The 23,280-nt window shown below is 63.3% G+C and carries 17 protein-coding genes and 1 pseudogene; 3 read left to right on the forward strand and 15 right to left on the reverse strand.

The features are described 5' to 3' along the window. Window positions 1-72 precede the first annotated feature (72 nt). On the forward strand, window positions 73-2,508 hold the full coding sequence (locus LOY42_RS15140) for a TonB-dependent siderophore receptor (RefSeq protein ID WP_139670737.1): 2,436 nt from the start codon (window positions 73-75) through the stop codon (window positions 2,506-2,508). Between the two features lie 354 nt (window positions 2,509-2,862). On the opposite strand, the gene LOY42_RS15145 is transcribed toward LOY42_RS15140, so the two are convergent. From LOY42_RS15145 to LOY42_RS15180, 8 genes and pseudogenes are all read right to left on the reverse strand, one after another. Next, the gene (locus LOY42_RS15145) at window positions 2,863-5,286 is read right to left on the reverse strand and encodes a TonB-dependent receptor (RefSeq protein ID WP_258598161.1); all 2,424 of its coding nucleotides are present in this window, start codon (window positions 5,284-5,286) and stop codon (window positions 2,863-2,865) included. A gap of 89 nt (window positions 5,287-5,375) precedes the next feature. After that, entirely contained in the window at window positions 5,376-6,209 is an 834-nt protein-coding gene (locus LOY42_RS15150) for a FecR family protein (protein WP_110702299.1), read from the reverse strand. Window positions 6,210-6,212: 3 nt separating this feature from the next. After that, the gene (locus tag LOY42_RS15155; RefSeq protein WP_178082009.1) at window positions 6,213-6,722 is read right to left on the reverse strand and encodes an RNA polymerase sigma factor; all 510 of its coding nucleotides are present in this window, start codon (window positions 6,720-6,722) and stop codon (window positions 6,213-6,215) included. Window positions 6,723-6,903: 181 nt separating this feature from the next. Continuing rightward, window positions 6,904-7,839: a DNA-3-methyladenine glycosylase gene (locus LOY42_RS15160; protein WP_256659286.1), complete on the reverse strand. Its 936-nt coding sequence runs from the start codon at window positions 7,837-7,839 to the stop codon at window positions 6,904-6,906. Window positions 7,840-8,192: 353 nt separating this feature from the next. Further along, window positions 8,193-9,200 (reverse strand): annotated as a pseudogene (locus LOY42_RS15165) (chitinase); the annotation flags it as partial. Window positions 9,201-9,237: 37 nt separating this feature from the next. Beyond that, window positions 9,238-9,873: a lytic polysaccharide monooxygenase auxiliary activity family 9 protein gene (locus tag LOY42_RS15170; protein ID WP_046855967.1), complete on the reverse strand. Its 636-nt coding sequence runs from the start codon at window positions 9,871-9,873 to the stop codon at window positions 9,238-9,240. Window positions 9,874-10,100: 227 nt separating this feature from the next. Next, a complete protein-coding gene (locus LOY42_RS15175) occupies window positions 10,101-11,789 on the reverse strand; it encodes a phospholipase D-like domain-containing protein (RefSeq protein ID WP_139670729.1) in 1,689 nt (562 codons plus the stop codon). 23 nt (window positions 11,790-11,812) lie between these two features. Then, on the reverse strand, window positions 11,813-12,583 hold the full coding sequence (locus tag LOY42_RS15180; RefSeq protein ID WP_177486027.1) for a ribonuclease T2 family protein: 771 nt from the start codon (window positions 12,581-12,583) through the stop codon (window positions 11,813-11,815). 154 nt (window positions 12,584-12,737) lie between these two features. Between LOY42_RS15180 and LOY42_RS15185 the strand changes: the two genes are divergently transcribed. After that, entirely contained in the window at window positions 12,738-12,911 is a 174-nt protein-coding gene (locus LOY42_RS15185) for a DUF2986 domain-containing protein (protein WP_139670727.1), read from the forward strand. Between the two features lie 48 nt (window positions 12,912-12,959). Here LOY42_RS15185 and LOY42_RS15190 read toward each other — a convergent pair whose 3' ends face one another. Further along, the gene (locus LOY42_RS15190; protein ID WP_139670725.1) at window positions 12,960-13,844 is read right to left on the reverse strand and encodes a LysR family transcriptional regulator; all 885 of its coding nucleotides are present in this window, start codon (window positions 13,842-13,844) and stop codon (window positions 12,960-12,962) included. Between the two features lie 298 nt (window positions 13,845-14,142). Here LOY42_RS15190 and LOY42_RS15195 point away from each other — a divergent pair, with 298 nt between their 5' ends. Further along, window positions 14,143-15,135 carry an NAD(P)H-quinone oxidoreductase gene (locus tag LOY42_RS15195; protein WP_198755672.1) on the forward strand — a complete coding sequence of 331 codons (993 nt, stop codon included), beginning with the start codon at window positions 14,143-14,145 and terminating at the stop codon, window positions 15,133-15,135. A 1-nt stretch (window position 15,136) separates the two neighbouring features. On the opposite strand, the gene LOY42_RS15200 is transcribed toward LOY42_RS15195, so the two are convergent. The 6 genes from LOY42_RS15200 to LOY42_RS15225 form a co-directional block, all read right to left on the reverse strand. After that, window positions 15,137-15,847 (reverse strand): PA1136 family autoinducer-binding transcriptional regulator, encoded by a 711-nt coding sequence (locus tag LOY42_RS15200; protein ID WP_258598167.1) that lies wholly within the window; start codon window positions 15,845-15,847, stop codon window positions 15,137-15,139. After that, a complete protein-coding gene (gene hchA, locus LOY42_RS15205; RefSeq protein ID WP_139670721.1) occupies window positions 15,844-16,698 on the reverse strand; it encodes a glyoxalase III HchA in 855 nt (284 codons plus the stop codon). The genes LOY42_RS15200 and hchA overlap by 4 nt, the downstream gene beginning before the upstream one ends. Window positions 16,699-16,895: 197 nt before the next feature. Then, window positions 16,896-20,423 (reverse strand): NACHT domain-containing NTPase, encoded by a 3,528-nt coding sequence (locus tag LOY42_RS15210; protein WP_258598169.1) that lies wholly within the window; start codon window positions 20,421-20,423, stop codon window positions 16,896-16,898. 98 nt (window positions 20,424-20,521) lie between these two features. Continuing rightward, window positions 20,522-21,097: an NTP transferase domain-containing protein gene (locus LOY42_RS15215; RefSeq protein WP_139670717.1), complete on the reverse strand. Its 576-nt coding sequence runs from the start codon at window positions 21,095-21,097 to the stop codon at window positions 20,522-20,524. Then, window positions 21,094-22,065 (reverse strand): XdhC family protein, encoded by a 972-nt coding sequence (locus tag LOY42_RS15220; protein ID WP_139670715.1) that lies wholly within the window; start codon window positions 22,063-22,065, stop codon window positions 21,094-21,096. Before LOY42_RS15220 ends, LOY42_RS15215 begins: the two co-directional genes overlap by 4 nt. A 3-nt stretch (window positions 22,066-22,068) precedes the next feature. Continuing rightward, the gene (locus LOY42_RS15225) at window positions 22,069-23,280 is read right to left on the reverse strand and encodes a cytochrome c (RefSeq protein ID WP_038705916.1); all 1,212 of its coding nucleotides are present in this window, start codon (window positions 23,278-23,280) and stop codon (window positions 22,069-22,071) included.

The raw sequence follows: 23,280 nt of genomic DNA on the forward strand, positions 1-23,280 counted from the left end.
CTTGCACTTTGCTGGCAGCTCGTTCGGCTTTTCCTCCCACAAGTTCAATCGAATGTTCCTGGGGAGGGAAACATGAGCAACACGCGACAGTCGCATCCAGCATTGGCATTGGCGGTACACCTGGCCTTGGGCGCGATGTACATGGCAGGGGGCAATGCCGTTGCCGCATCGGCGGCCCAGGAGCAAACCCGCAGCTACGATATTGCGCCGGGTTCGCTGACCGAGACCCTGGGTCATTTCGCCAGCGCTGCCGGGGTTACGCTGTCGTTCGACGGTGCCAGTACCCAGGGCCGCCGCTCCGCTGGGCTCAGGGGCAGCTACAGCGTCGCAGGCGGTTTTGCCGCGCTGCTTGCCGGTAGCAACCTGCAGGCAGTGCGCCAGGCCAACGGCATCTACTTGCTGGTTGACGGTGGCGAAGGCGCGGTGGTGCTGGGGGCCACCAGCATCACCGGGCAGGCATTGGGCAGCACCACCGAAGGCACGGGTTCCTACAGCACCAGCGCCATGCAGAGCGCTACCAAGCTGCCTTTGTCCATACGCGAAACCCCGCAGTCGGTAACGGTCATCACCCGCCAACGGATGGACGACCAGGCCATGCGCAGCCTCGATGACGTCGTGCAAGCCACCCCCGGCCTGCGGATGTCGGCAGCGCGCCCAGCCAACAGCGAGTATTTCTCGCGTGGTTTTCCCGTCACCAACCTGATGTTCGACGGCTTGCCGACCACCTACAATGCCGACTGGGTCGCCGCAGCCGACATGGCCCCGTATGACCGGGTCGAAATCGTACGCGGTGCCACGGGCATGATGCAGGGCGCAGGCAACCCTTCGGCGGCCATCAACATGGTGCGCAAACGGCCCACCCAGCAATTCCAGGGCAGCATCACCGGCGCCGCCGGTAGCTGGGACAACTACCGCGGCGAGCTGGACCTCAGTGGCCCGCTCAATGACAACGCCAGCGTGCGCGGGCGCTTCGTGGGCGCCTACCACGACAAGGACAGCTACCAGGACTACGCCGGTCGCGAGCGTGGCCTGTTTTATGGCATCACCGAGTTCGACCTGACCGACAGCACCACCCTGACCCTGGGTGCCTCCAACCAGAACGACAATAACAACATCAACTGGGGTGGCCTGCCGGTCAACCGAGATGGCAGCCACGTCGGTTACTCCCGCTCCACCAACATGGGTTACGACTGGAGCTACCAGGACATCGACAACACCACGGCTTTCGCCGAGCTCGACCACCGCTTCGACAACGACTGGCGCCTGCACCTGGCCGCTTCCAAGAGCTGGTCCGACTTTGCCATGCAAGGGGCGGTGTTCGAGCGCACCGGCACACCGGCTGCAGAAGTTTTCCGCCAGCGGGTGTTCAACCAGCGGCGTGACTATGACCAGTCCACCTACGATGTGTACGCCAGTGGCCCGTTCAAGTTGTTCGAGCGCCAGCATGAACTGGTGGTCGGTGCCAGCAAGCGTGAAGTCAAGACCAGCGCCCACGGCGGCACCGTGTTTCTGCCGGTCGACGATCTGTTCAGTGTCAACCCAAGTGGTGTGAGCAAGCCTTCTGTGGCCGACATCTACACCCTCAGCGAGCACGTCGAGCAGGAAGGGGTCTATGCCACCACCCGGATCAACCTGGCCGACCCGCTCAAGCTGATCGTTGGCGCGCGCCTGGACTGGTATGACAACCAGTCGGTGTACAGCGAGATCAATGACGGCTACTACACCAATGCCGACTACAAAGTGACCCGCAACGTCACCCGTTACGCCGGCGTGATCTATGACCTCGACGACCATCACTCGGTCTACGCCAGCTACACAGATATCTTCATGCCCCAGTCGGAACTGGCCCGGGATGCCTCCATCATCCGCCCGATCGAGGGCAAGAACTACGAAATCGGTATCAAGGGTGAGTACTTCGACGGCGCGCTCAATGCCAGCGTGGCCGTCTTCCAGATCGATCAGGAAAATCGCGCGTCGCAAACGTCCGACCAGGCCGGTTGCATCAACTTCACCTGCTACGAAGCTTCCGGCAAGGTGCGTACCCAGGGTATCGACCTGGAGTTGATGGGGGCGTTGACTCCGAACTGGCAGGTAGGCGCTGGCTACACCTACTCGCAGACCCGGTACCGCAAGGACCCCGACAAAACCAAAGAGGGCACCAAGTTCGACACCGACCTGCCCGAGCACCTGTTCAAGCTCAGCACCACCTACACCTTGCCGGGCGAGTTGCACAAATGGCGTGTCGGCGGCAACGTCTATGCCCAGAGCAGCATCTTCAACAAAGGCTCCAATGCGTTCGGCAATTATCACATCGACCAGGGTGCTTACGCGGTTTACGGGTTGATGGTGGGCTACAAGGTCAGCGAGAAGCTCGAGACGCGGTTGAACGTGAACAACGTGTTTGACAAGAAGTACTACCAGGGGATCGCCAGCAACAACACCTGGAGCCCGTACGACGTTTATGGTGATCCGCGTAACTTCACTGTCACTGCCCGGTACAGCTTCTGAAGTAGACGCGACAATGGATGACCCCGATCAGGCCTCTGAACCGACGGTGCAAGCCTTGGGGCAGTGCGGTGTTCGGACGTGTTCGCCGTGAGATTTTCAGCGCCTACGAGATCGAGCGCCGCCCGCGCGGCGCTCGATCTCGTAGGCGCAGACGATGTCACGGTGAACGTCCGCAATTGGCCGTGTGCGGCCCTCAGCGAAGGGCTACTACGGGTCGATAGCGGTCATCCAGGATCGGCAGCTATCGACCCAGAGCAGACATTGATCCAAGCCTTTGTGTTGTCCACGACCGACATTCGCTCGCGCCATGAGCCCTGTGACAATCACAGCAGGCCCTCGCGCACTACAGCCAAACTAGAGTTCAGGCGTGTATTTCACACTGAACATGACATTGCGCGGGTCGCCGTAGTAGTTGTTGTAGTCGATGGTGTTGTAGGCCGGCTGGTAGTACTTCTTGTCCAGCAGGTTGTTGAGGTTCGCCGCCACGGTCACCTCGTCGCTGACCTTGTACGCGACCCGAGCATCCCAGATGGCATAACCGGGCAGGTCGAAGACGTGGTCGTAGGAGGTAGTGCCGGTGACCGCCGTGGTGCCCAGCCCCACCGAGGCACGGCTCCAGTTACCGGGCAAGGTATAGTCGGCCCACAGCTTGAACTGATGCTTGGGCGTCCAGGTGCTGTAGACCTTGTCCTTGTAGTTGGCGTCTTCCAGGTAGCGCGTGGTGTTGTAGACGTAGCCGGCCATCACTTGCAGGCCACTGAGGACCTCACCGCTGACCTGCGCCTCCAGGCCCTGGCTGCGCACCTTGCCTGAGGCCTTCGAGCAGTACCAGCCGTTGCAGTCCATCGGCCCGCTGCGGTCGAGCACCGCGTGGTGCTCCTGGTCGTAGCGGAACAGCGCGACCGAGGTGTTCAGCGCCCCGTCGAACAACTCGCCCTTGAGCCCCAGTTCGTAGTTGCTGCCAATGATCGGCTCGACCACCGAACCACTGCTGGTGCGTGCACTCTGCGGCTGGAAGACGTCGGTGTAGCTGGTGTAGACCGACCACTGTTTGTTCAGCGCATACACCAGGCCCGCATAGGGCGAAACCTTGCCGTTGCTACTGGTTGTCGACTCGCTGTAGCCGGTGCGGGCGAAGGACTGGGAGGCGTAGCTGTAGTCGTACCAGCTGGTGCGGGCACCGACGATCAGCTTCAGCGGCTCGGTCAGGTTGATCGACCAGCGCGAATACAAGCCTTTCTGGGTGATCTGGTACTCGGTCAACTCGCCACGGCCCCGGCTTGCCAGGCCGTAGATGTCTGGCATCGGGCGGTGATGGTCGACGTTACTGGAGTCTGCGCCTAATGTGGGAGCCCTGGCCCAGCGGTCGTCGGTATTGATGCGCGAGTAGTTGGCGCCGAGCAGGAAGGTCTGCTCGAAACCGAAACCGGTGAACTGGCCGTCCAGGTACAGGTCCAGGCCCTTGCTGTGGGTGGTGAAATCGGTGCTCCAGTCGATGTAGGTGTTGCTGGTGGAGCCGTTGGCCGGGAGGGCATCCCACAACGCCTGGTAGGTCGCGCCGTTGTGTTCGCTCATGTACACGCCGGCAGCCTTCAGCCGCCAGTCGTCGTTGAGCCGGTAGCTGGCGTCGAGGAACACGCTGGTCTGATCATTGTTGGCACGGTTCCAGTCCGCGCCGACATAGGTCGAGCGCGACCAGTCGGGGTTGCCGCCGTCGGCATAGCGCGGCAGGCCGAGCATGGCCGGGCGGGCGTGGCCCTTCTGGTTGGCAACGCCAAGACCCATCGTGAAGTCCGGGGTGAAGTCATAGTCCACGGCAGCGTAGACGGTCTGGTTCCAGCCACGCACGTAGTCGATGAACGAGCCGTTGTCGTTCTGGCTGACCACCGTGCGGGCACGCAGGGTGCCCTCGGCATTCAACGGGCCGCCAGCGTCCAGTTGCAGGCCATAGCGGTCCCAGGAACCGGCCTTGCCGGTCAGGCTGACCACCGCCTTGTCCTGCCCGCGCTTGCGTACCAGGTTCATCGCCCCGCCCGGGCTGTCACCGCCTTGCAGCAGCGCGGCCGGGCCACGCAGCACTTCGACACGGTCATAGAAGCTCAGGTCTTCGCTGAGGTAGCTGCCTAGCGAGTAGGTATTGCGCGGGATCGGCACGCCATCGTACTGCAGCGTGTCGATGCTGAAACCGCGCGAATAGATGAACAGCCCCGACCCCGGCGAACGGCTGGCGGTGAGGCCGGGCGTGCGGTTGACCAGGTCGCTGATGGTCTGGGTGTTCTGGTCGTCCATCTGCTGGCGGGTCATCACCGTGACCGACTGCGGGATGTCCTTGAGGGTCTGTACGCCCTTGCCCAGGGTGACCGCGCCAGAGGTGTAGGAATGGCTGCCCTCGGTGGTGGTGACCGGCTGGCGGCCGATGACGCTGGACGCGTCCAGTTCCAGCGCACCGTTGCTGGGTTCGCTGGGCAGCGCGATCAGATACTGGCCATCGGCTGCCTGGGTGAGGCTCAGGTGGCTGCCGGCGAGCAAATGGCGCAGCGCCTGTTCGACGCTCAGTTGCTGGTGCAATGCCGGCGCTTGTACCGCGTGCGCGGCGTCAGTGTTGAACAGAATGCGGCTACCGGTCTGGCGGGCAAGGGCGTTGATCGACTGATCCAGCGGTTGGGCCGGCAGGTCGATGCGGTAGTGCGTCTGTTCGGCCTGCACAGGCCCGGCAAGCAGAAATCCGAATGTCGCCAGGCCCATGGCCTGACGCAGCGGGTGGCTAAAGAGCGTCATGGAATCCCCATCAGAGCAAGTGAGAATGCGTTTCATAGGGATTGGCGTTTGTGCTGACCCGCACATTGATGCAGCGCTGAAAAAATTTTTCAGCGCTGCACATCCACCTGCACAGCACCGCTCTTGTCGCGACTGACCGTTACCGGCGCCAGTTGGGGCAGGCTGTCGAGCAACTGTTCGACATTGCCGGTGGGGAACTCTCCGCTGAGCCGGTGTTGCCTGGCGGTCGCGCCCTGCAGCCGAATCGGCGCGTCACGGTGGCGGCGCAGTTGCGCCAGGACCGACTCGAGCGGGGTGCCGTCGAAATGGAACAGGTCATGCCGCCAGGCGTCTCGTTCGCCGGGCTTGCTGGCGTGCACCGGCCCCAGGCGCTGAGGGTTGGCAAGCAGTTGCTGGTTGGCCGTCAGCCGTTGACGCGCCATACCGTTGTCCACTTCCACCTCGCCCTCCAGGACAGCCACCCGCACGCCGTCCAGGTCGCTGCGTACATCGAACACCGTGCCGATATCGCGCACAGCCACGCCCTGGCTACGCACGATGAAGGGCTTGGCTTGATGAGCCACGCTGAACAAGCCTTCACCATCGAGCAGCTCGAACTGCCGACTGCGCAGGCGATATTCGATGCGCAGCACGCTGCCGGCGTCCAGTTCGACCACGCTGCCATCATCCAGGTGCAACGTTTCGCGACCGGTGCTGGCCACCTCGACCTGGCGGTAGCCCAGCGCCGGGTCGGCCAGCCAGGCCCAACCGGCCAGGGCCAGCAGCAGGGCCGTGCCGGCAGCCTTGCGCCGACGATTGGCGTTGCGTGCGCTCTGCGCCTTGGCTTCCTGCAAAAGCGCCTCACGGCTGGGCACCAGCGCACGCAAGGATTCAGCGTAAGGCTCGAGGGCATCGCGCGCGCCGGGCGCGCTACGGCGTTGCATCGATCAGGCCTCCGGCTGCCAGCGTTGTGCGAGGGTGCGCATGGCCCGCATGAAATGCTGGGCAACCATGTTCACGGAAATCTCCAGCTCCTGCGCGATGTCCTTTTGTGGCATGCCGTGGATACGGTGGAGCAGGAACACCTGGCGCTGGCGCGCCGGCAATGCGTCGATCACCGCCAGCAAGGCACGCAGGCGCTGTTCGAATTCGAGCGCCATCGCACCATCCAGCTGGTCGCAGTGCTGCTCGACCACGGCGATCTGGCTCTGCGCGTACAGCGTGCGGGTGCTTTCCGAACGGCGCCGGTCGATTGCGCGGTTGAGCGTGGCACGCCGCAAAAAGGCCATGGGCACGCTGATGGCGTTGAGCGGCGGCTTTTCCAGGATCTGTACGCAGACATCATGGACCACGTCGCGGGCAAAATGCTGGTTGGAAAAACGTCGGCGAATGTGCTCGACCAAATCGTCGTAGTGCAAGGCCAGGGCTCGCAGGAGATCGTTGTCGGTCGACGCCATGATGGCAACCAATTGATAGTGAATCTCATTTATATCATGCGCTTTTCAGGTCGGGCAACTGGACCTGCCATGGCAGGCACGTCAGCTGTGTTCGGCGCCCAGCGCTTCGACTCCCCCGATACTCAAGAGAAAAGCCCGAGAGTGCGTCCAGCCATGCATCTGCAAGTTAGTGACAGGCCTGTCAGTGCAGGCTTTGCCAGGCGCGCAGCACTGCATAACCGCGCCAGGGTCGCCAGCCCTGCGCGGCTTGCGTTGCCGCCTGTGCGCTGCTCACCCCCAGGGCTTTTTGCAGCGCCACATCGCCCGCCGGGAAGGCATCGGGCCAGCGCAACGCACGCAAGGCGATGTATTGCGCGGTCCAGTCGCCGATCCCCGGCAGTGCGCGCAAGCGGGCACAGGTGGCCGCGACGTCCACCCCTGGGCTCAGGATCAGGCCGCCCTCCAGCACCGCTTCGGCCAGCGCCTTGAGCGCCGCCTGGCGTTGGCGCGTGATGCCCAGCCGGCCCAGTTCATCACCGCTGGCCGCAATCAACGCGGCGGGCGTGGGGAACAGACGGTCCGTGCCAGCCAGCGGTGTTGTGATGGGTTGTCCGAAGGCCGCGACCAGGCGTGCGCCCAATGTGCGCGCAGCGGCCACGGTGATCTGCTGGCCCAGCACGGCGCGCACGGCCAGCTCGAAACCATCCACCGTTCCCGGAACGCGCAGGCCCGCACCCGAGGGGAACGCACTGTGCAGCACGGCGTCGATGGCGAGCGGGTCGGCATCCAGGTCGAACGCGGCGCGCACGCGGTTGATCACCGTGGGCAGGACGCCCGCCAGGGAATCGCTGATCGTGACCCGCGCCTGGGCGCGCGCCTCGTCAAAGGCCACGCTCAACCAGCCGCAATGTTCCTGACCGTCCTGCATGAGGCGCAGCGTACGGGTGTATGTCCCCTCCTCCACACACTCCAGGCCGGGTATCGCCCGCAGGCGCAGAAAGCCGAGCATTGCCGCAGTGTCATAGGGGGGACGCCAGCCCAGGAAAAAACAGCCGTCCAAGCGCGTATCGCGCGCTTTCAGTGCCAGGTCGCAGGTGTCGTTTTCGGTGGTGTCGTTGATATTGGCCATGGGTGACATGGTAGCCCCTGTGCATCGCCGTGACTCGCCATTTTCGTACCGGCGCCCTAGTGTGGTGTTTTGCAAATACGACCAATAAATCGCGAGCGATTTTTGCGCTCAGGCAAGGCGTCGCGACGAGTCGTAGCCCAGCTACGGCGAGGAGCGACAACGCTGCATGAGCGCAAAAAGCGCCGCGAGTTATGGTCGTTATTTGTGAAACACCACACTAGCGACCAGGCACAAAAAATCCGATGCCTTGCGGCATCGGATCTTCATGTGGTGATCAAGCCGACAGGCCTCGACTGTCGGGCATCAGGCACGTCTGCCGGATGCTGGCTCGATCAGGCGTCGACGGACGCTGTGGCCTTGTTGCCACTGTTGATCAGCGGCCCGTAGCGCCGGCTGAACTCCTGGTTGTAGGGCACGTGGTTCTTGTTGACCCCGCTGTCCCAGTTGACCGACCAGGTCATCAGGCCCTTGATCGACACGCCCTTGGCGTAAAGGCGCTTGAACGCGTTAGTCACCGCCGTCGGGTTGATCACATAGCCGGTGGCGGCGGCGTCGACGTTGGCCGGCAGGCCGATGACGAACTTGTCGGCCGGGATCCGGGTGAAGCCGCGGGTGCCACTGACCAGGCTCTCGGTCAGGTAGAACAGGAAGTCCTCCTTCATGGCATCGTTGTTCTGCGCGATCCAGGCGCCGTTGCCATTGTTGGCCTCCTGCACCCAGAGCCCGTCGCCCCCCTGGTTGTAGAACTGCGGGGCGATGAAATCGTAGTACCCCTCCAGTGCCTTGAGGTAGTCGACGTAGCGCCCCGCGCTGGTCAGGTAGGGGAACTCCGGTGCCATGCTGATGATGAAATGCTTGCCCTCGGCGGCGTAGTGATCCTTCACCAGTTTCAGCGCGGCAGGCAGGACCGTCTTGTTGGCGGCGAAATCGATCGCGCTCTGTTCAAGGTCGATGTCCAGCCCGTCGAAACCGTAGGTTTCCACCAGGCGAATGATTTCATTGGCCAGCGGTTGTTCATGGCCCGGGTTCAGGGCGATATGCGCATCGGCGCCGCCCAGGGACATCAGCACCGTCCTGCCCTGGCTGTTGAGCACGCCCACCTGGCGCCGGAACTCGGCATCGGACAGGTTGTACGGCTTGAAGGTCGGTATGCCGCTGCCCTTCATGAAGGCCACCGCCACCACGTTGTAGTCGCGTGGCACCTCCTCCAGGCTCATGTTGGCGAACTGCCCGCGCTGGTAACCATCCGCCGGGCCGGCCGGCCAGTTGTGCCAGTAGCCCATGAGGATCTTCTTGCCCGCCAGGCTGGGCATCCGCGATGCAGCGTCATCCTGCGCTGCCTTGAGTTGGGTAAAGTCAATCGTTGCCATGTTCCAATCCTTCAGAACGTGTGTAGATCCCGCGGACTTACTGGAAGTCGACGTCGAATGCCTGGTAGAAGGCGTTGCCGGTGTTGGCGACGATCCACATCAGCACGATCACGTGACGGCCTTTCTTGTTGGCCGGCAGCTTCACTTCGTGGTCGACCTTGGCCTTCAACTCGCCGGCGTGGCTGTAGTACGGCACCTGCGGGTAGAAGTCCTCGGCGAACGGCTTGTCTTCCAATTGCGCACGGGTGATGCGTTGTTTCGGGTCCCAACCGTCCTTGGTGATCAGCCAGCGATAGCCGCGGGTGGTATGCGGCGCGGTGTAGCGCCAGGTCACCTTGAACACTTGCCCGGCGTCAACATTGATCAGCGGCCAGGTGAAGGCGCGGTTGAGCTTCTTGCCCATCTCCTCGTCGGTGAAGTTGACGCAGTCACGGGCGTCGGTCTTGCCACCGCTGAGGATGTAGCCATCGGCGGGCGGTGCGACGCTCGGGTTGTCCGACTGGAACGGCGCGGGGAACGGACCGGCGGCCAGGGCCGGGAAGTTCTTGCCGCCTTCCATTTCATCGACCTGCCAGCCGCTCAGCACGCCGAGGTCGATGGCGACGGCGCCACGCGAGGCTGGGGTGGTGACACGACCGTGACGAAGCGGGTTCTGGTTTTCTGGTTGGTTCATCGTTGTAACTCCATGTGGTTTGAGAACTCTCCCTTTCCGAAGGAGAGGCCTTCAAACTAACGGAGCTGGATTTATTGTCCACGCAGCCATTTTTGCTCCTGGCGTGCTCAGGCATTGGAATCACCAATGAATACTGGACAAATATACAGTATAACTTGAATTATCCTACTCACCCTGAAGCAAAACACCTACACGCCAGCGCGATGTCTGGCCTGTATACGAGCCTGTCAGCCAATGAAGTACTGTCGGCGTTTGGAGCGGTAGTTCGACGGGTCCAGGTGCGCGGGCAGCCACTGCCCGGCCGTCTCCTTCAGATAATTGCCCTGGCTGCCGGGCCGGGCCTGGTACCTTGCCGCCAGGTAGCGGGCGTAGTGATGGTCGAACAGGCGCATGAACTCGCCAAAATAGATGTCCGCAACCCGGGTGTCGCCGTGGATCACCAGCATGTTCTCGTCGTTCTTCACCTGGGAGGCGCTGCTGAAGTTCGCCGAGCCCGTCACCACCGTGGGCTGCTCGCCCAAGGGATCGACCAGCATGTACTTGGTGTGGATGTAATCGTTGCTGTTGAGCGGGTTGTCGCGTTCCTTCAGCGCGTTGCTCAGCGTGTTGTCCTCGCTCAGGTAGCTACCGGCAGCGAAGATCACGTCACCGTCGGTACCGATGTTCTCCGTCTCCTTCAGCGGATCGTCCTTGATCACGTAGCGCAGCACATCGTTCTGTGCCTGGAACACCGCCTGGAATTCGGCGGCGATCTCGAAGGCAGCGGTGAAGCACACCAATTGACTGGCCGCGCTGGCCAGGTTGGCGTACCACTGCAAGGTCTTGCGCGCCTGGGGCTGATCGTTATCTTCGCGCGGGCTGAACACGGGATAGGTGCCCGGCTGCAACGGCAATGCCGGCAGCGGGCTGGCCTGGGCATTGGGCGTGCGCAACTTGCCTGGCGTCAGGTTGCGTTGCAGGCGTGTCCAGTAATCAAGGTATTGCCGGGCGATTTCGGGGTCGTGGACGATGTGCCCCACGTTCGAATGGCCGAAGATCCCACCGGCCGAGATATTGGTCGAGCCGGTCCAGACACTGACCGGCTGGCCATGCTCGAGCAGCACGATGAACTTGTTGTGGCGGATACCTTCGCTGACCGTGCGCGGATGAGCGTGAGCGGCCAGGCCGGCCTGGGCGATGGTGGCCTGGTTCTCGGCCTTGTACTTGCTGGCCGCGTCATAGACCACCTGCACGTCGCCTTCTTGCGCGGCATCGCTTAGCGCCTGGGCGACCGGCAGGTAGTGAAATTCATAGAACGCCGCGCGCAACCCCATGCCCGGCCTGGCACCGCGTTCGATGAAGGCAAGCAGGGCTTCGTACAAGCCTCGCGAAAGCCACCTCATCGGCTTGGATTGCGGCGCGTCGGGGTCGGGAGCGACGTTGTCGAACTCCCGGGCATAGGCCTGGGAGCCGATCACGCCACGGTTGAAGTGCACGTCGTGGCGCACGCCCGTGCCTGGCGCCGTCGTGCTTTCGCAGCGCACACGCACGGCAACACCCAGGGCCTCATCCACACGCAGGTTCTTCGGCTCGCCGAACACCGGTTGCACCGCGTACTCGTAGTCGCCTTCGGCAGTGGCGGTGTAGTCCGCCCACAGGAAACTCTGGATGGGGTGCTCGCTGGTCGGCACCCGCGTGCCTGGGGGCAGCCCCTTGTCCTTGTCTGCGAAGCGTTTCAAGCCACGCAGGTAATAGCGGGTACGCACCTGGCCGGCCGCGTCGAACTGCTTGCGCTGCACGGCAAAGCCCAGCAGGTTCTGCTCGGCGACCAGCGTCGCAAGGTTCGGTGGCGTGACGAAGTCCCAGGCCAGCACCACGACATGGGTACCGGTGATGGCGCGTACGCGCAGGTAGTCGCCCGTGGCGGATGCTCGCATGGGAGGCACTCCTTGCAGGAAGGTTACTGGTAGGGTGTGCGGACCTTGATCTGCTGGTTGTCGGGGGTCCCGCCGGCCGGGCACGGCATTGGGCCGAGCTGTTTGTCCAGGCAGACCCAGAGCTCTTTCAGGCGGTTGCCCGAACCCACCGATACCCGCAGGCTCTGCGCAGGCAGCGCCGGGTTATGGGCCAGGAACGCCTGCTTGATGTCGCTCACCTTGGCGTCCACCAATTGATTGGGGCCCGCTTCGCTGCCGAGCATTTCCTGCAGGGAGGGCCGCTGCAGCGAGTCGTAGACCCGCTGGATATCGGCAAAGTAGCGGTCCGGCGACGACCAGCCGCAGGTACCGTGGGCCTGCCATTCGTTCTGCATCAGGTCCGGCCCGGGCATCATGCACAGGTGCTGCCTGACCAAGGGTGCCGGCAACGAACCGACAGTCTGGCAGTTGCGCGGATGGTCCTGGTTGGACCTGGCGTAGCCATTCTGCGGCCACAGGCCGTGCACCACCCATTCGAAACGATTGCCCGAGAAGCACTGGAAGGCATGCTTTTCGCGTTGCGCCTTGGGCTTGTTGCGCTGGGCTTCACAATGCTCCGGCGACCAGGACAGCACCAGGGCCAGGTAATCGGTGGGCAGGTCCTTGTTGACGTAATCCACGGGGCGGGCCGGCGCAGGCTCGACATTGTCGGGCAACACGCAGACTTGCTCGGCGAAGGTGGGCGAGGCGGCGGCTGCCAGGCAGCCAAAGAGCAGCGTTTTCAGGCGGGTTGCAGATCGTGGTGTCCATTGCATGATGACCTCCTTGTCGGGTGCGACAGGCTCCGTGCCTGTCGCTCGGTTTAACCCGTCATGTGATGGTGTAGCGCGAATATGACGATTCGTCAGTGGCGGTTTGCTGTATCGTTCACCCCTGCGGCAGCACCCAGCGTCAATGAAGTGGAAGAACATGAACCGTCGTAAAAAGATCAACCAACTGTTGAAAGCCCACGCCAAGAAGGCCAGCGCCAAGTTGGCGCCGAAAAACAGGAACCCCTACATCTCCAAGGCCGACCGGTTGAAACTGGCGGCCGAGGCCGACCAGCAGACCGTGGCAGAGGGTGGCGTGCCCGCGCAATCCTGATTGACGGCAGGCCGCTCGCAGAAACTGCGGCGTCGCGAGGCAAACCCGCTACAGGGGCCTTATGGTGCTTGGCCCGGCAAACGCCCGCACCAACTGGTCGATCACCGCGCGCACCCGCGCCGTGTGGCGCAGGTCCTGGTGGGTGACCATCCACACCTCGTAGGGCTGGCTGCGCATGCGTTGCGGCCAGACTCGCCGCAAGCCGTCACGCTGCCCCAGCTCCACCGGGATCTCCCCCAGGCCCAGGCCTTCGGCGATGCCGCGGCGCAGCATCATGCTGGCGTTGGCCGCCATCACCACCCGCCCTTCGCCCAGGGGCACGTCCACCAGGGTCGGTTCGGCGCGGTCGCGCCAGTACGGCTCATACACCACCAGGTCGTGGCCGGCAAAGCTGCCCTCCTCCGGCACGCCCCGCCGCGCCAGGTAATCCGCCGAGGCGAACAGGCCCATCTGCCAGCTGGCCAGCTTGCGCAGCACCAGGTCGGGGCTGTCCGGGCGCTGGTTGCGGATGGCGATGTCGGTTTCACGTTGCGACAGATTGACGATCTCCGAACTGCCACTGAGCACCGCGCGCACCTCAGGATGGGTCTCGTGCACCTGCCGCAGTGCCGGGATGACGAACTCCAGGGCCAGGGAGTCAGTGGTGGCGATGCGCACCTCGCCGGCCTCCTCGTTGTCCGCGCCTCGGGTTCGGCGGGCCAGCTCCAGAGCCGCCTGTTCCATCTTCTGCGCCATTTCCACGGCCACTTCACCGATGGCGGTCAACTGGTAGCCGGCCGGCGTGCGCAGGAACAAGGTCGAGCCCAGGTCCGCCTCCAGCGCCGCCACCCGCCGGCCCACCGTGGCCTGGTCGACCCGCAGCACCCGGGCGGCGCGGCGCAGGGTCTGTTCGCGGCTCAAGGCCAGCAGCATACGGGCATCATCCCAGTTCATTGGTCCACTCCTGATTGGGGGCGCGCCGCGCCCCATCGCTGGCAAGCCAGCTCCCACAGGGATCACCTGCGCATTGTGGGAGCTGGCTTGCCAGCGATGAGGCCAGTACAGGCAACACAAAACCGCTTCCCACAACAATTCGCAGGGATGCGGCAGGCTGAAGAAAATCTGCAAAGGTGCGTCGCAAAATCGCCGCGCGACCCGGCAACCCGGGTTGCATACCCTGTGTCGCAACGGGCCGGCACGGCCTTTCTTCAGAATGACAGAGGTCTTCATGCGTCACATCATCCCCAGCCAAATGAGCGCCATCGACATCACCCGGCCAGGCGGCCCCGAGGTCCTGCAGGTTGCCAGCCATGCCACGCCCCAGCCAGGCCCGCGCGAGGTGCTGGTGCAGGTGCATGCCGCTGGCGTCAACGGCCCCGACCTGCTGCAGCGCAAGGGCCTGTACGATCCACCCGCCGGCGCGCCGGCCATCCCGGGCCTGGAGATCGCCGGCAAGGTGGTGGCCATCGGCGAGCAGGTCCGTCACTTTGCCCTCGGCGATGCCGTGATCGCCCTGGTCCAGGGCGGGGGTTATGCCGAGTACGCTGTGGCCGACGAACGCACCACCGCGCACCTGCCGGAAAACCTGTCGATGGTCGAGGGCGCGGCGCTGCCGGAAACCTTCATGACCGTGTGGGTCAACCTGTTCCAGCGCGGCGGCTTCAAGGCCGGTGAAAGCGTGCTGATCCATGGTGGCGCGTCGGGCATCGGCACTACCGCGACGCAGCTGGCCCGGGCCTTCGGCGCGGCGAAGATCTTCACCACGGTCAATGGCGCCGGGCAACAGGCCGCAAGCCTCGAACTTGGCGCCGACGTGGCCATCGACTACACCCGCGAGGACTTCGTCGAGCAAGTCATGGCGCACACCGACGGCAAGGGTGTGGATGTGATCGTCGACATCATCGCCGGCGACTACGTGGCGCGGAACTTCAGGGCCGCCGCCATGGACGGGCGCATCGTGCAGATCGGCGTGGTCAAGGGCCCGGCCACCGAGGTCGACCTGTTCCCGCTGCTGACCAAGCGCCTGACCCATATCGGCTCGACCCTGCGCGCGCGCAGCGCCGACGACAAGGCGGCGATCCTCGGCGAGTTGCAGGCCAAGGCCTGGCCCCATATACGCAGCGGCGCGGTCAAGCCGCTGATCCATGCCACCTTCCCGCTGGCAGCGGCCAGCCAGGCCCATGAACTGATGGAGTCGGGCCGGCATATCGGCAAGGTGGTGCTGAACGTCGCGCACAAGGGCTGAGTCAGTCGAGCGCACCGCTGCCCAGGGCGATCCTGATCGCCTGGGCGGTGGTGCTCACCCCCAGGCGCCGGCGGGCGGCGCGCAGGTGGTTTTCCACCGTGCGCAGCGACAGGCCGAGGGTGGCGGCGATATCGGCCTGGCGCTGCCCGGCGGCGGTCCAGGCCAGGACCTGGCGCTCACGCTCGGACAAACGCCCCTGGCCGCTGGGCGCTTCCAACAGCCGCCGAGCGCCCGCGAACGCGGCCTGGGCCAGCAGCGTCAGGGCCAGGCGTGCGGCAGATGTCGCCACGACCTGCGCGCCACCGAAACTCATGGCGCCTTCCAGGCCTGCGGGACCGAACACCGGCACCTGCAAGCCGTGGATACCCGGCCCGCTCGGCGTTCGTACCACGCGGTAACGCTCGTTGCCATCGTCCAGCCGCTTGCTCCAGAAGAACGGCTCGCGTGCCGCCAGCAGGTGACGGGTCACCGGACAGTGGCGCACGTAGGTCTGGGCGTCGACCGCCTGGCCATCGCCGAACCAGTCCCCCTCCACCCAATGGATACGCTCGACCACCTCGTCCCGCGCAGCGCTGGCGCTGAACAGCACGAAGCGGTCATAGCCCAGCGGCCGGGCGACATCGCGCACGGCCGACTGGATATCCGCCAGGTCGGTGGCCTGCGCGATCCGCTGGACGGCTTGCACCAGCTGATCGAACGGCAAGTCCCTCATCCGCCGTTGACTGCCTTGAGCAACGCCGAGGCGGCCAGCTTGCCGAGGGCATTGCCGGCCAAAGGACTGTCGCCGGTGAGCAGCTTGCGATCCTGGTGGACGGCACCGGAGATGCCCTCGTTGATGATCTCGACGCCCTGGGCCTGCAGGCGTTCGCCGAACTTCCAGGTCAGGTGGCCGGGCATGTAGCCGATGTCCGGGGTCTTGGCATCCAGATCGTCAGGGAAGGCGCAGATCTTGTAGCCGTCGTAGAGCTTGCCGCCGGCCAGCAGCGCCGCCGGGCCGTGGCACAGGGTGATGACGAACTTGTCGTGGTCCGCCGCCCATTTCAGCACTCGCCCGACTTCCTCGCTTTCCGGCAGGCCGATCAGCGCGCCGTGGCCGCCCGGGATGAATACACCGATATAGTCCGAGTCCTCACCCAGGGCCTGTTCCAGCACATCGGCGAGCTTGCGCGGCTGCTTGAACGCTGGCTTGTAGCGATCGAACAGGCCCAGCACCTCGGTGTCCTCGCCCGGCATGGCCCAGTATTCGAACTTGACCGGGTTGCCCGACAAGGTCGCGACGTCGAAGGCAAAACCGGCCTTGTCCAGGTGGTACATCGGCAGCAGCGTTTCCACCGGGTGGTTGCCGGTGGAGAACAGCGTGCCGTTGTCGGTGAGCAGGTAGCGCTCGTCGGCGCCGATCAGCAGGACCTTCCAGCGTCCGCCGCGGTAGGCGTCGGGATAGTCGGCGCCGCTGAGGTCGGACTTGCGCGAAGTGAACTGGCTGAGGGAATACGGCGAAGGGAAGAAGGCGTTGTCTTCGGCGTGGTCGGGGGTGGGGCGTTTGTCTTGGGAGGGCGTGGTCATGGTTGTTTCCTGTGCCTGAATGGTAACGGGAACAATGTTAGGCGTGCACCAACGCACCCACCATGAGGGATTTCCCTCAATAGCGGCACTGCTGGCACATAGGTCGTGACGGAGGGCTGGAAACATCTAACCCAGCGTGAGAATGCAACAACCTCGACGAACGCTTGCAACGCGCGGGCCTGCTCGACCGGCTGACTTCAGATGCCGGCGAGCAGCAGTTTGAGTTCCGAGTGGACATCCCGATCGTAATGTATCAGGGAGCTCGGTTGGTTACGCCAGTGCTCTTCAGCCAGGACCACCGCCTGAGCCTGAGTGAAGACCTTGGCAGCCTGCCAGCTCTGGACGAGATCAACAGCGCTAAATACTGTCTGTAGACAATCCGAGGTGAGGTAGCCTGCAACGAGCGCATCCACGCCCCCCTCCGGAGACGCGCCAAGCCGATGTAGCGAATTCAGCACGCCGGACACTGGTTGGTCGGGAGTGCGGTGTAAATACTCAACCAGCAAATCGACCGCCCGATCGGCGCAGTGGGCCTCTATAAGTAGGCAGACCAGGCCCACTGCACGGCCTGAGGCTTGATACAACAGATGTTGAACGTCCTGCTCAGTCATCTGAGCGCGGAGCAAGAGCAGGCCAGCAATAAACTGGATGCCGGCGGGGCCATTCAAGAGATAGGCCGCTGCAGGCTTCAGACCCACACGGATCTTCAAGAGCTTATTGGCGTATTCACAGTCAACGTCCGGCAGGTGGTCGAACAGTGTGAAACCAGGCTCTGCTTCGAGCCGTCGCAATACTTCCCTCGCTTCCCAGGCAAGCCCGGCAAGGTCCAACTCCAGAGCACGAGCGAAGTCCTTGAACAGCGCCCCCAGACTGGCCGGGTCTTCAGGCCAGTCTTCTACGAAGCACTCATCGAGATTGAAACGGTTAATGTCGGAAACCGACAGCAATCCAGCAAATTGAGGGAACTCGGTCAGTACCCTATGTTCAACCGCCCAGCATGACTTCTCCTGTACAAATGCGTCTGCCAGTAATTTTGTTACACGCCGACTCAGCGCCCGGTAGCGCGAGATGGTTTCGTGTGAAGGCCCCTGCGCCCGAGCAAACAGTTCACCGAATGCATGCCTGTGGTTATGAGTCTCATAGTGGGGGCGAATGCCACGCTCAAACAGCACCCAACTGACTTTGTATTGAAAATCCCCCGCCTTATACAGGCGTTCTTCTCCAAGTAGCGCCTCAGAAAACGCTTGTATCTCCTCCAGCGCACACGATTCGAGTGCAGCCATCGCGACATGCTGGAGTAGCAATCCGTCGGGCCGGTGGCGATTTTGAAAGTACTCATGAGGCTCAACAACTCGACCATGAAGCTCAAGCAGCTCCCCATAGGTCGCACGGATCTGCAAAGGCTGATAAAGCGATAGCCCTGAGCGACAAGCCACAGCCCATGCAATCAATTTCGTCACTGCATCGACAGCGTGCAGCGCCGTTCTCAACCAGCGCTCCAGAAAGTTGCTACCCATCATCGCGACACCACACAGCGCTAGCCCTATTTCCAAACGCTGCGTAACCGGAATCGGTGGTGAAGCGTCCAGCAACGCCAAGGCCGCCTGGACCAGTCTTTGAAGGTCTGCAGCCTGTGCGACCGGTTCTGACTTCGCCGCCCAAGTGAGTGCATGGCTTAGTGCATCAGGGTCGCCGTCTTCATGGCGTGCCCAGTAGTACGTGGCGAGGTCCTGGGCCATCCCGAACTCCACCGCATAGCTAACGACTTCTTGCCATTCGGGTTTGTCGGCTACCTCCGCCAACAAGCGTTGCGCTTGGCTTTGCAAATGCCTGGCCGCGAGGAATTCGGCAAAAGAAAGATGAGTGAACGTCAACAGTTCCTGGCCGTTATGGTTCAGCACTTCGATCAGACCAGCGCTCTCCCAAAGGCTGAGTGCGTGTTCAACCTCACGCCCTGCCTCCCATTTAGTCATCTCCCAACACCGAGAAATTTCAGCAGTGCATTCCTCCGTCAGCTGATCACGCGGACCTATTGTCGGTTTTTCCCGCAACTGCCAACCCATTAGGTTCAAAACACTGTCGGCAAGCTTCTTTGTGTTTCTATCGAACCCCGGAGGTAGCTTGTCGTAGAGCGCCAAAAACCGAATGTACAGATCTGTTCGACGCTGCGGCAGTTCATCGTCTTCAAGCAGCAAACAGGCCGACATTACCAGCAACAATGGGCTGGTACTGATCGCCTTGGCTGCCGGGGACTGGTTTAGCTGAAGTTCAGCGAGCCGCTCGCACGCCTCATGCGTTCGAGTCCCCGCAGCCGCAGCGACCATCAGCTTCGACAGGTTGGAACAACCGTTTTCTGACGCAGGCGGGATTATCGTGTAGTGCGCCCAGGTATCCAGTTCGGCCGTGTCATAACCTATCGGCCGTGTCGTAACCACTACACGCATATTGGGATGGCCCCAGGTGAATGCCTGGATCTCGCGGGCCATGTCACTGTGCTCATTCGCGCATTCATCCAGACCGTCTGCCAGCAGCACCCAGCGGGATGAGTCGATCGAAAGAAACGCTTCATGACTGAGGGGCGAACTGTCCAGAGCTGCGCCCAGCAAGGCATGCTTGAACGTTGCGCCTTGCTTCATGGCAATGGCCAGCTGTTTAAGCCGTACGGCCAGCACAAAGTAACCATCGGCGCTGTAACGAGTAGCCAGGACTTTCATTGCCATGGACTTGCCTTGCCCTGGACCAGCAACGATGACTGCCTGGCGCTTGAACCGCGCAAGCCAATCTACAGCAAACTGATCGGAATAGCGCTTTTCCTCAGCACCAGCCCGGTAACGTTTCAACGCGGACTCCAGCGATTCGTCGCGATAGGTTGTGCGCGTGTGACGGCATACCCTCATAGGCAACAAACTATTCAGGGGCAGTGTTCTGTTCCCGACGGGGAGTGAGAAACATGAGTTGCGCTGTTCAACCCAGCGCCGAAATGCAATGTGCGATTTCTGGCTGCCGGGGGCTGTGCGAAGTGTAAAACCATCGCGTTCCAGCACTTTCACCAACGACTCATTGGTGATCCGACCACGCGCCTCTATTTGCGAGTGAACATAATCACTCAGGCTATACCATGCGTTTTGCGCGGACTGCCCTTCGGCCAGTAGCTGACCCAACATGTCCTTCGCATAGTCAATATGCACACGATCAGCGCGTGTGGCGTGGATCACCTCGATGCTCAAACGCTTGCAGATAGCCTTGATGCAAATACCTTGAGCAACGAGTCGGCCCTCCCAACGCCCAATGACGCCACTCCCGACGACTTCCTGGCCGCGGCTTATAGTGGCGATATCTTTGGCAAGCTCATGCTGGATCGGTTTGCTGGCTCCTGGATCGATGACCAGCACCGCGTAGTCGAGCGTTCCTTCATGAAGGGCCGATGCCAGCGGGTCCAATGCCTCCCACAACCTATAGTCTGCCCTGAGGCCTTTCTTTACCTGCGCCTCAACGCATACGCCGTCACTGTACTCGATCCTCAAGTCGTCGCCTGGACCACCGCTTTCAGGAGAGATCGCGACCGGCACCCCAAGGTAGATGTCCCGCAACCAGCCCAGATCCTTTCCTGCCAGCATGCGTACGCAGGCACAAACGGTAACCGACGCTTGAAAGCTCATGCCACCATTGGTTGCCGCGCCACCTGCGCCTGGCCTCTTCTGATGGTCTGGTGCGTTTACAGACATCGCGTACATCGCCCTTTGCTAGATTGTGCGCCAAGGGTGCCTGTACCTCGGATCATTGGCTAGCAAGATCTTTGTGCAACGCGGGCCAGGGAGAACAGCTAGGACGGAAGCTGCCTGAGCGTTGCAGGTGTATCAACATCTTGCAGCACACCCGGATCACTCACTTCAAGGTGAACGACGTGTTCCGGATGCCGCTGCAGGATCGAACGAGCCCCCATATCACCTGCGAGACATAGAAGCTCGGGCCAGAAACTGCGCCCGAACAGCACAGGGTGACCGCTATCCCCCAGGAAGACAGGCACCACGATAGAGGTCGCGGTAACACTTTGCGACAGGTGAGCAAGCGTCGCAGGGCGTATCCAAGGCATATCCCCCAGCAGGATCGCCACCGCCTGCGCCTCGCTGTCACCCAGCGACGCCGCGCCAGCCGCCAGGCTATGACCCATGCCCAGACCTGCGTCGGGGCTGTGGACGACCCGGCAGGCCGGCGGCAACCCAAGGTCCTCGGCCCGCTCGCCAGCGCGCAGCACCACGCGCACCTCGTCGAACGCCGCCAGGGCGCGCTCCACACTGTGCTGCAACAAGCTGCGCCCATCGGCCATCAAGGCCCGGCGCTTGTCCGCGCCGAAGCGCGCGCCCTGCCCGGCCGCCAGCACCAGGGCGACGACCTTCACAAGGCCTCGCGGGCGATACCGCTGCGGGTCCGCAGGATATCGGCGAGCACCGCCAGGGCGATCTCCGCCGGCGTCTTGCTGCCCAGGTTCAGGCCGATCGGCGCATGGATGCGCGCCATGTCGGCATCACCGAGCTCGCCGATGCGGCGCAGGCGCTCACGACGCTTGGCCGACGTGGCCTGTGAGCCCATCACACCGATGTAGAACGCTTCGGTACGCACTGCTTCGAGCATGGCCAGGTCGTCGATCTTGGGGTCGTGGGTGAGCGCCACCACCGCGGTGTCGCGATGGCAGCCGCCGTTGGCGATGAACAGCGAGGGCAGTTCACGACGGATTTCTATCCCGTCCAGCGCCACGTTGTCCATCACCTCGTCGCGAGGGTCGCACAGCACCACCTCGAAACCCAGGCCCTTGCCAAACTCGGCACAAAAGTGCGCGACGCTGGAGTAGCCTGCCAGCAACAGGCGCTGGGCGGCGCCGATGCGCAGGCGCACGCAATGCTCGCCACGCTCCACCCGTGGCCCCTGGCCGAGGTCATCGCTCAGCCTCCGTTCACCGCTGCGCAGGTCGACCTCGCGCAACAGCCGCCGACGCCCGAGCAAGGCACTCTCCAGCTCGGCAAGATGCGCCTGGGTGGCGCAGTCGCCGGGCAGGTTCTCCACCAGCACGTCGAGAATGCCGCCGCACGGCAGGCGGATGTTGCCGCGGGTGTCGCTGCCGTCGCCATAGCGCACCACGGCAACCGCCGAGGCGAACTCGCCAGCGGACACCCGCTCGAGGAAGTCATCCTCGACACAGCCACCCGACAGCGATCCCACCCAGTGCCCACCCTCGCCCACCGCCAGCAGCGAACCCGGCGCGCGCGGCGCCGAGCCATAGGTGCACAGCACACTGCACAGCCACACGCGCAGCCCGTCGCGCGACCATTGCGCCGCCTGGCGCACCACCTGCAGGTCGAGATGCTGCACGGGTCAATCCGCCTTCAGCTGGGCCAGCTGCTGGGTGGTCAGGTCGCCTGGCAGGCCGCCCCAGGCTTCGCGCAGGTAGTTGACCATGTCGGTCAGCTGCTGGTCGTCGAGCTTGTCGGCGAAGCCCGGCATCGGTTGCATGCGCTCGAAGCCGGTGAACTGCTGTTCGCGGATGCCGTCTACGATGGCTTTGACCAGGTTGCGCGAGTCGGCTTGGCGCAGCACGGTGTTGCCCTGCATGGCCACGGCAATGTGCGGCTTGCCCTCGCCATCACCGCCGTGGCAGCCGGCGCAGACATTGAGGTACTGCTGGCGGCCACGCTTGGCGCTCTCGCCCAAGGTTTCGTGGGCCACCGCCTGCACCACCTTGGCCGCCGGCGGCTGGTCGCCGAGCAGGTAGGTGGCCATGGCCGACAGGTCGCTGTCTTCAAGGTGCTGGGTGCTGTGGTGCACCACCGGGTACATCTCGTTGAACATGCTGCCCTGGGCACTGATACCGTGCTTGAGGAAGGTCGCCAGGTCGGCCTGGTTCCAGCCGCGGTCGGCCAGGTCCTGGGCCAGCAGGCTCGGCGCCAGGTAGCCCAGCAGCAGGCCGCCGGTCAGGCGTTTGTCCTGCTGCAGTGCGCCGATGGGGTTGCGCGGGGTGTGGCACTCGCCGCAATGGCCGAGCACCTCGACCATGTACTGGCCGCGCTTCCACGCCTCGCTGTTGCCCTTGCCCTCCTCCAGTTGCACGCTCTTGCCGTACAGCAGGTTCCAGCCCATCAGGCCGGTGCGCACGTTGAACGGGAAGCTCAGGCTGGTTTCCGGCGCCGGCCGGTTGATCGGCGCCACGCTCATCAGGTAGGCGTGGATCGCATCGGAATCCTCGCGCTTGATCAGGTGGTACGAGGTGTAGGGCATGGCCGGGTAGAGGTTGGCGCCGTCCTTGCGCTTGCCCTCGGTGAGGGCGGCGAAGAACTCGTCGCTGCTGTAGTTGCCGATGCCGTGCTGCTTGTCCGGGGTGATGTTGGTGCCGTAGATGGTGCCGAATGGCGAATGGATCGGCAGACCGCCAGCGTAGGGCGCGCCGCCCTCGGCGGTGTGGCAGGCCATGCAGTCGGCGGCGCGGGCGAGGTATTCGCCGCGCTTGATCAATGCCTCATCGGCCGCCTGGACATTGCAGGCGACCAGCGCGCCAATGGCCAGGGCGAGGCTGCTCAGAACTCGCGTCAT

Source organism: Pseudomonas sp. B21-023 (assembly GCF_024749165.1).
Taxonomy (GTDB): Bacteria; Pseudomonadota; Gammaproteobacteria; order Pseudomonadales; family Pseudomonadaceae; genus Aquipseudomonas.

Coding starts and splice junctions, on each gene's coding strand:
- LOY42_RS15140 (WP_139670737.1), top strand. CDS start 73: ATGAGCAACACGCGACAGTCGCATCCAGCATTGGCATTGGCGGTACAC.
- LOY42_RS15145 (WP_258598161.1), bottom strand. CDS start 5,286: ATGACGCTCTTTAGCCACCCGCTGCGTCAGGCCATGGGCCTGGCGACA.
- LOY42_RS15150 (WP_110702299.1), bottom strand. CDS start 6,209: ATGCAACGCCGTAGCGCGCCCGGCGCGCGCGATGCCCTCGAGCCTTAC.
- LOY42_RS15155 (WP_178082009.1), bottom strand. CDS start 6,722: ATGGCGTCGACCGACAACGATCTCCTGCGAGCCCTGGCCTTGCACTAC.
- LOY42_RS15160 (WP_256659286.1), bottom strand. CDS start 7,839: ATGTCACCCATGGCCAATATCAACGACACCACCGAAAACGACACCTGC.
- LOY42_RS15170 (WP_046855967.1), bottom strand. CDS start 9,873: ATGAACCAACCAGAAAACCAGAACCCGCTTCGTCACGGTCGTGTCACC.
- LOY42_RS15175 (WP_139670729.1), bottom strand. CDS start 11,789: ATGCGAGCATCCGCCACGGGCGACTACCTGCGCGTACGCGCCATCACC.
- LOY42_RS15180 (WP_177486027.1), bottom strand. CDS start 12,583: ATGCAATGGACACCACGATCTGCAACCCGCCTGAAAACGCTGCTCTTT.
- LOY42_RS15185 (WP_139670727.1), top strand. CDS start 12,738: ATGAACCGTCGTAAAAAGATCAACCAACTGTTGAAAGCCCACGCCAAG.
- LOY42_RS15190 (WP_139670725.1), bottom strand. CDS start 13,844: ATGAACTGGGATGATGCCCGTATGCTGCTGGCCTTGAGCCGCGAACAG.
- LOY42_RS15195 (WP_198755672.1), top strand. CDS start 14,143: ATGAGCGCCATCGACATCACCCGGCCAGGCGGCCCCGAGGTCCTGCAG.
- LOY42_RS15200 (WP_258598167.1), bottom strand. CDS start 15,847: ATGAGGGACTTGCCGTTCGATCAGCTGGTGCAAGCCGTCCAGCGGATC.
- hchA (WP_139670721.1), bottom strand. CDS start 16,698: ATGACCACGCCCTCCCAAGACAAACGCCCCACCCCCGACCACGCCGAA.
- LOY42_RS15210 (WP_258598169.1), bottom strand. CDS start 20,423: ATGTCTGTAAACGCACCAGACCATCAGAAGAGGCCAGGCGCAGGTGGC.
- LOY42_RS15225 (WP_038705916.1), bottom strand. CDS start 23,280: ATGACGCGAGTTCTGAGCAGCCTCGCCCTGGCCATTGGCGCGCTGGTC.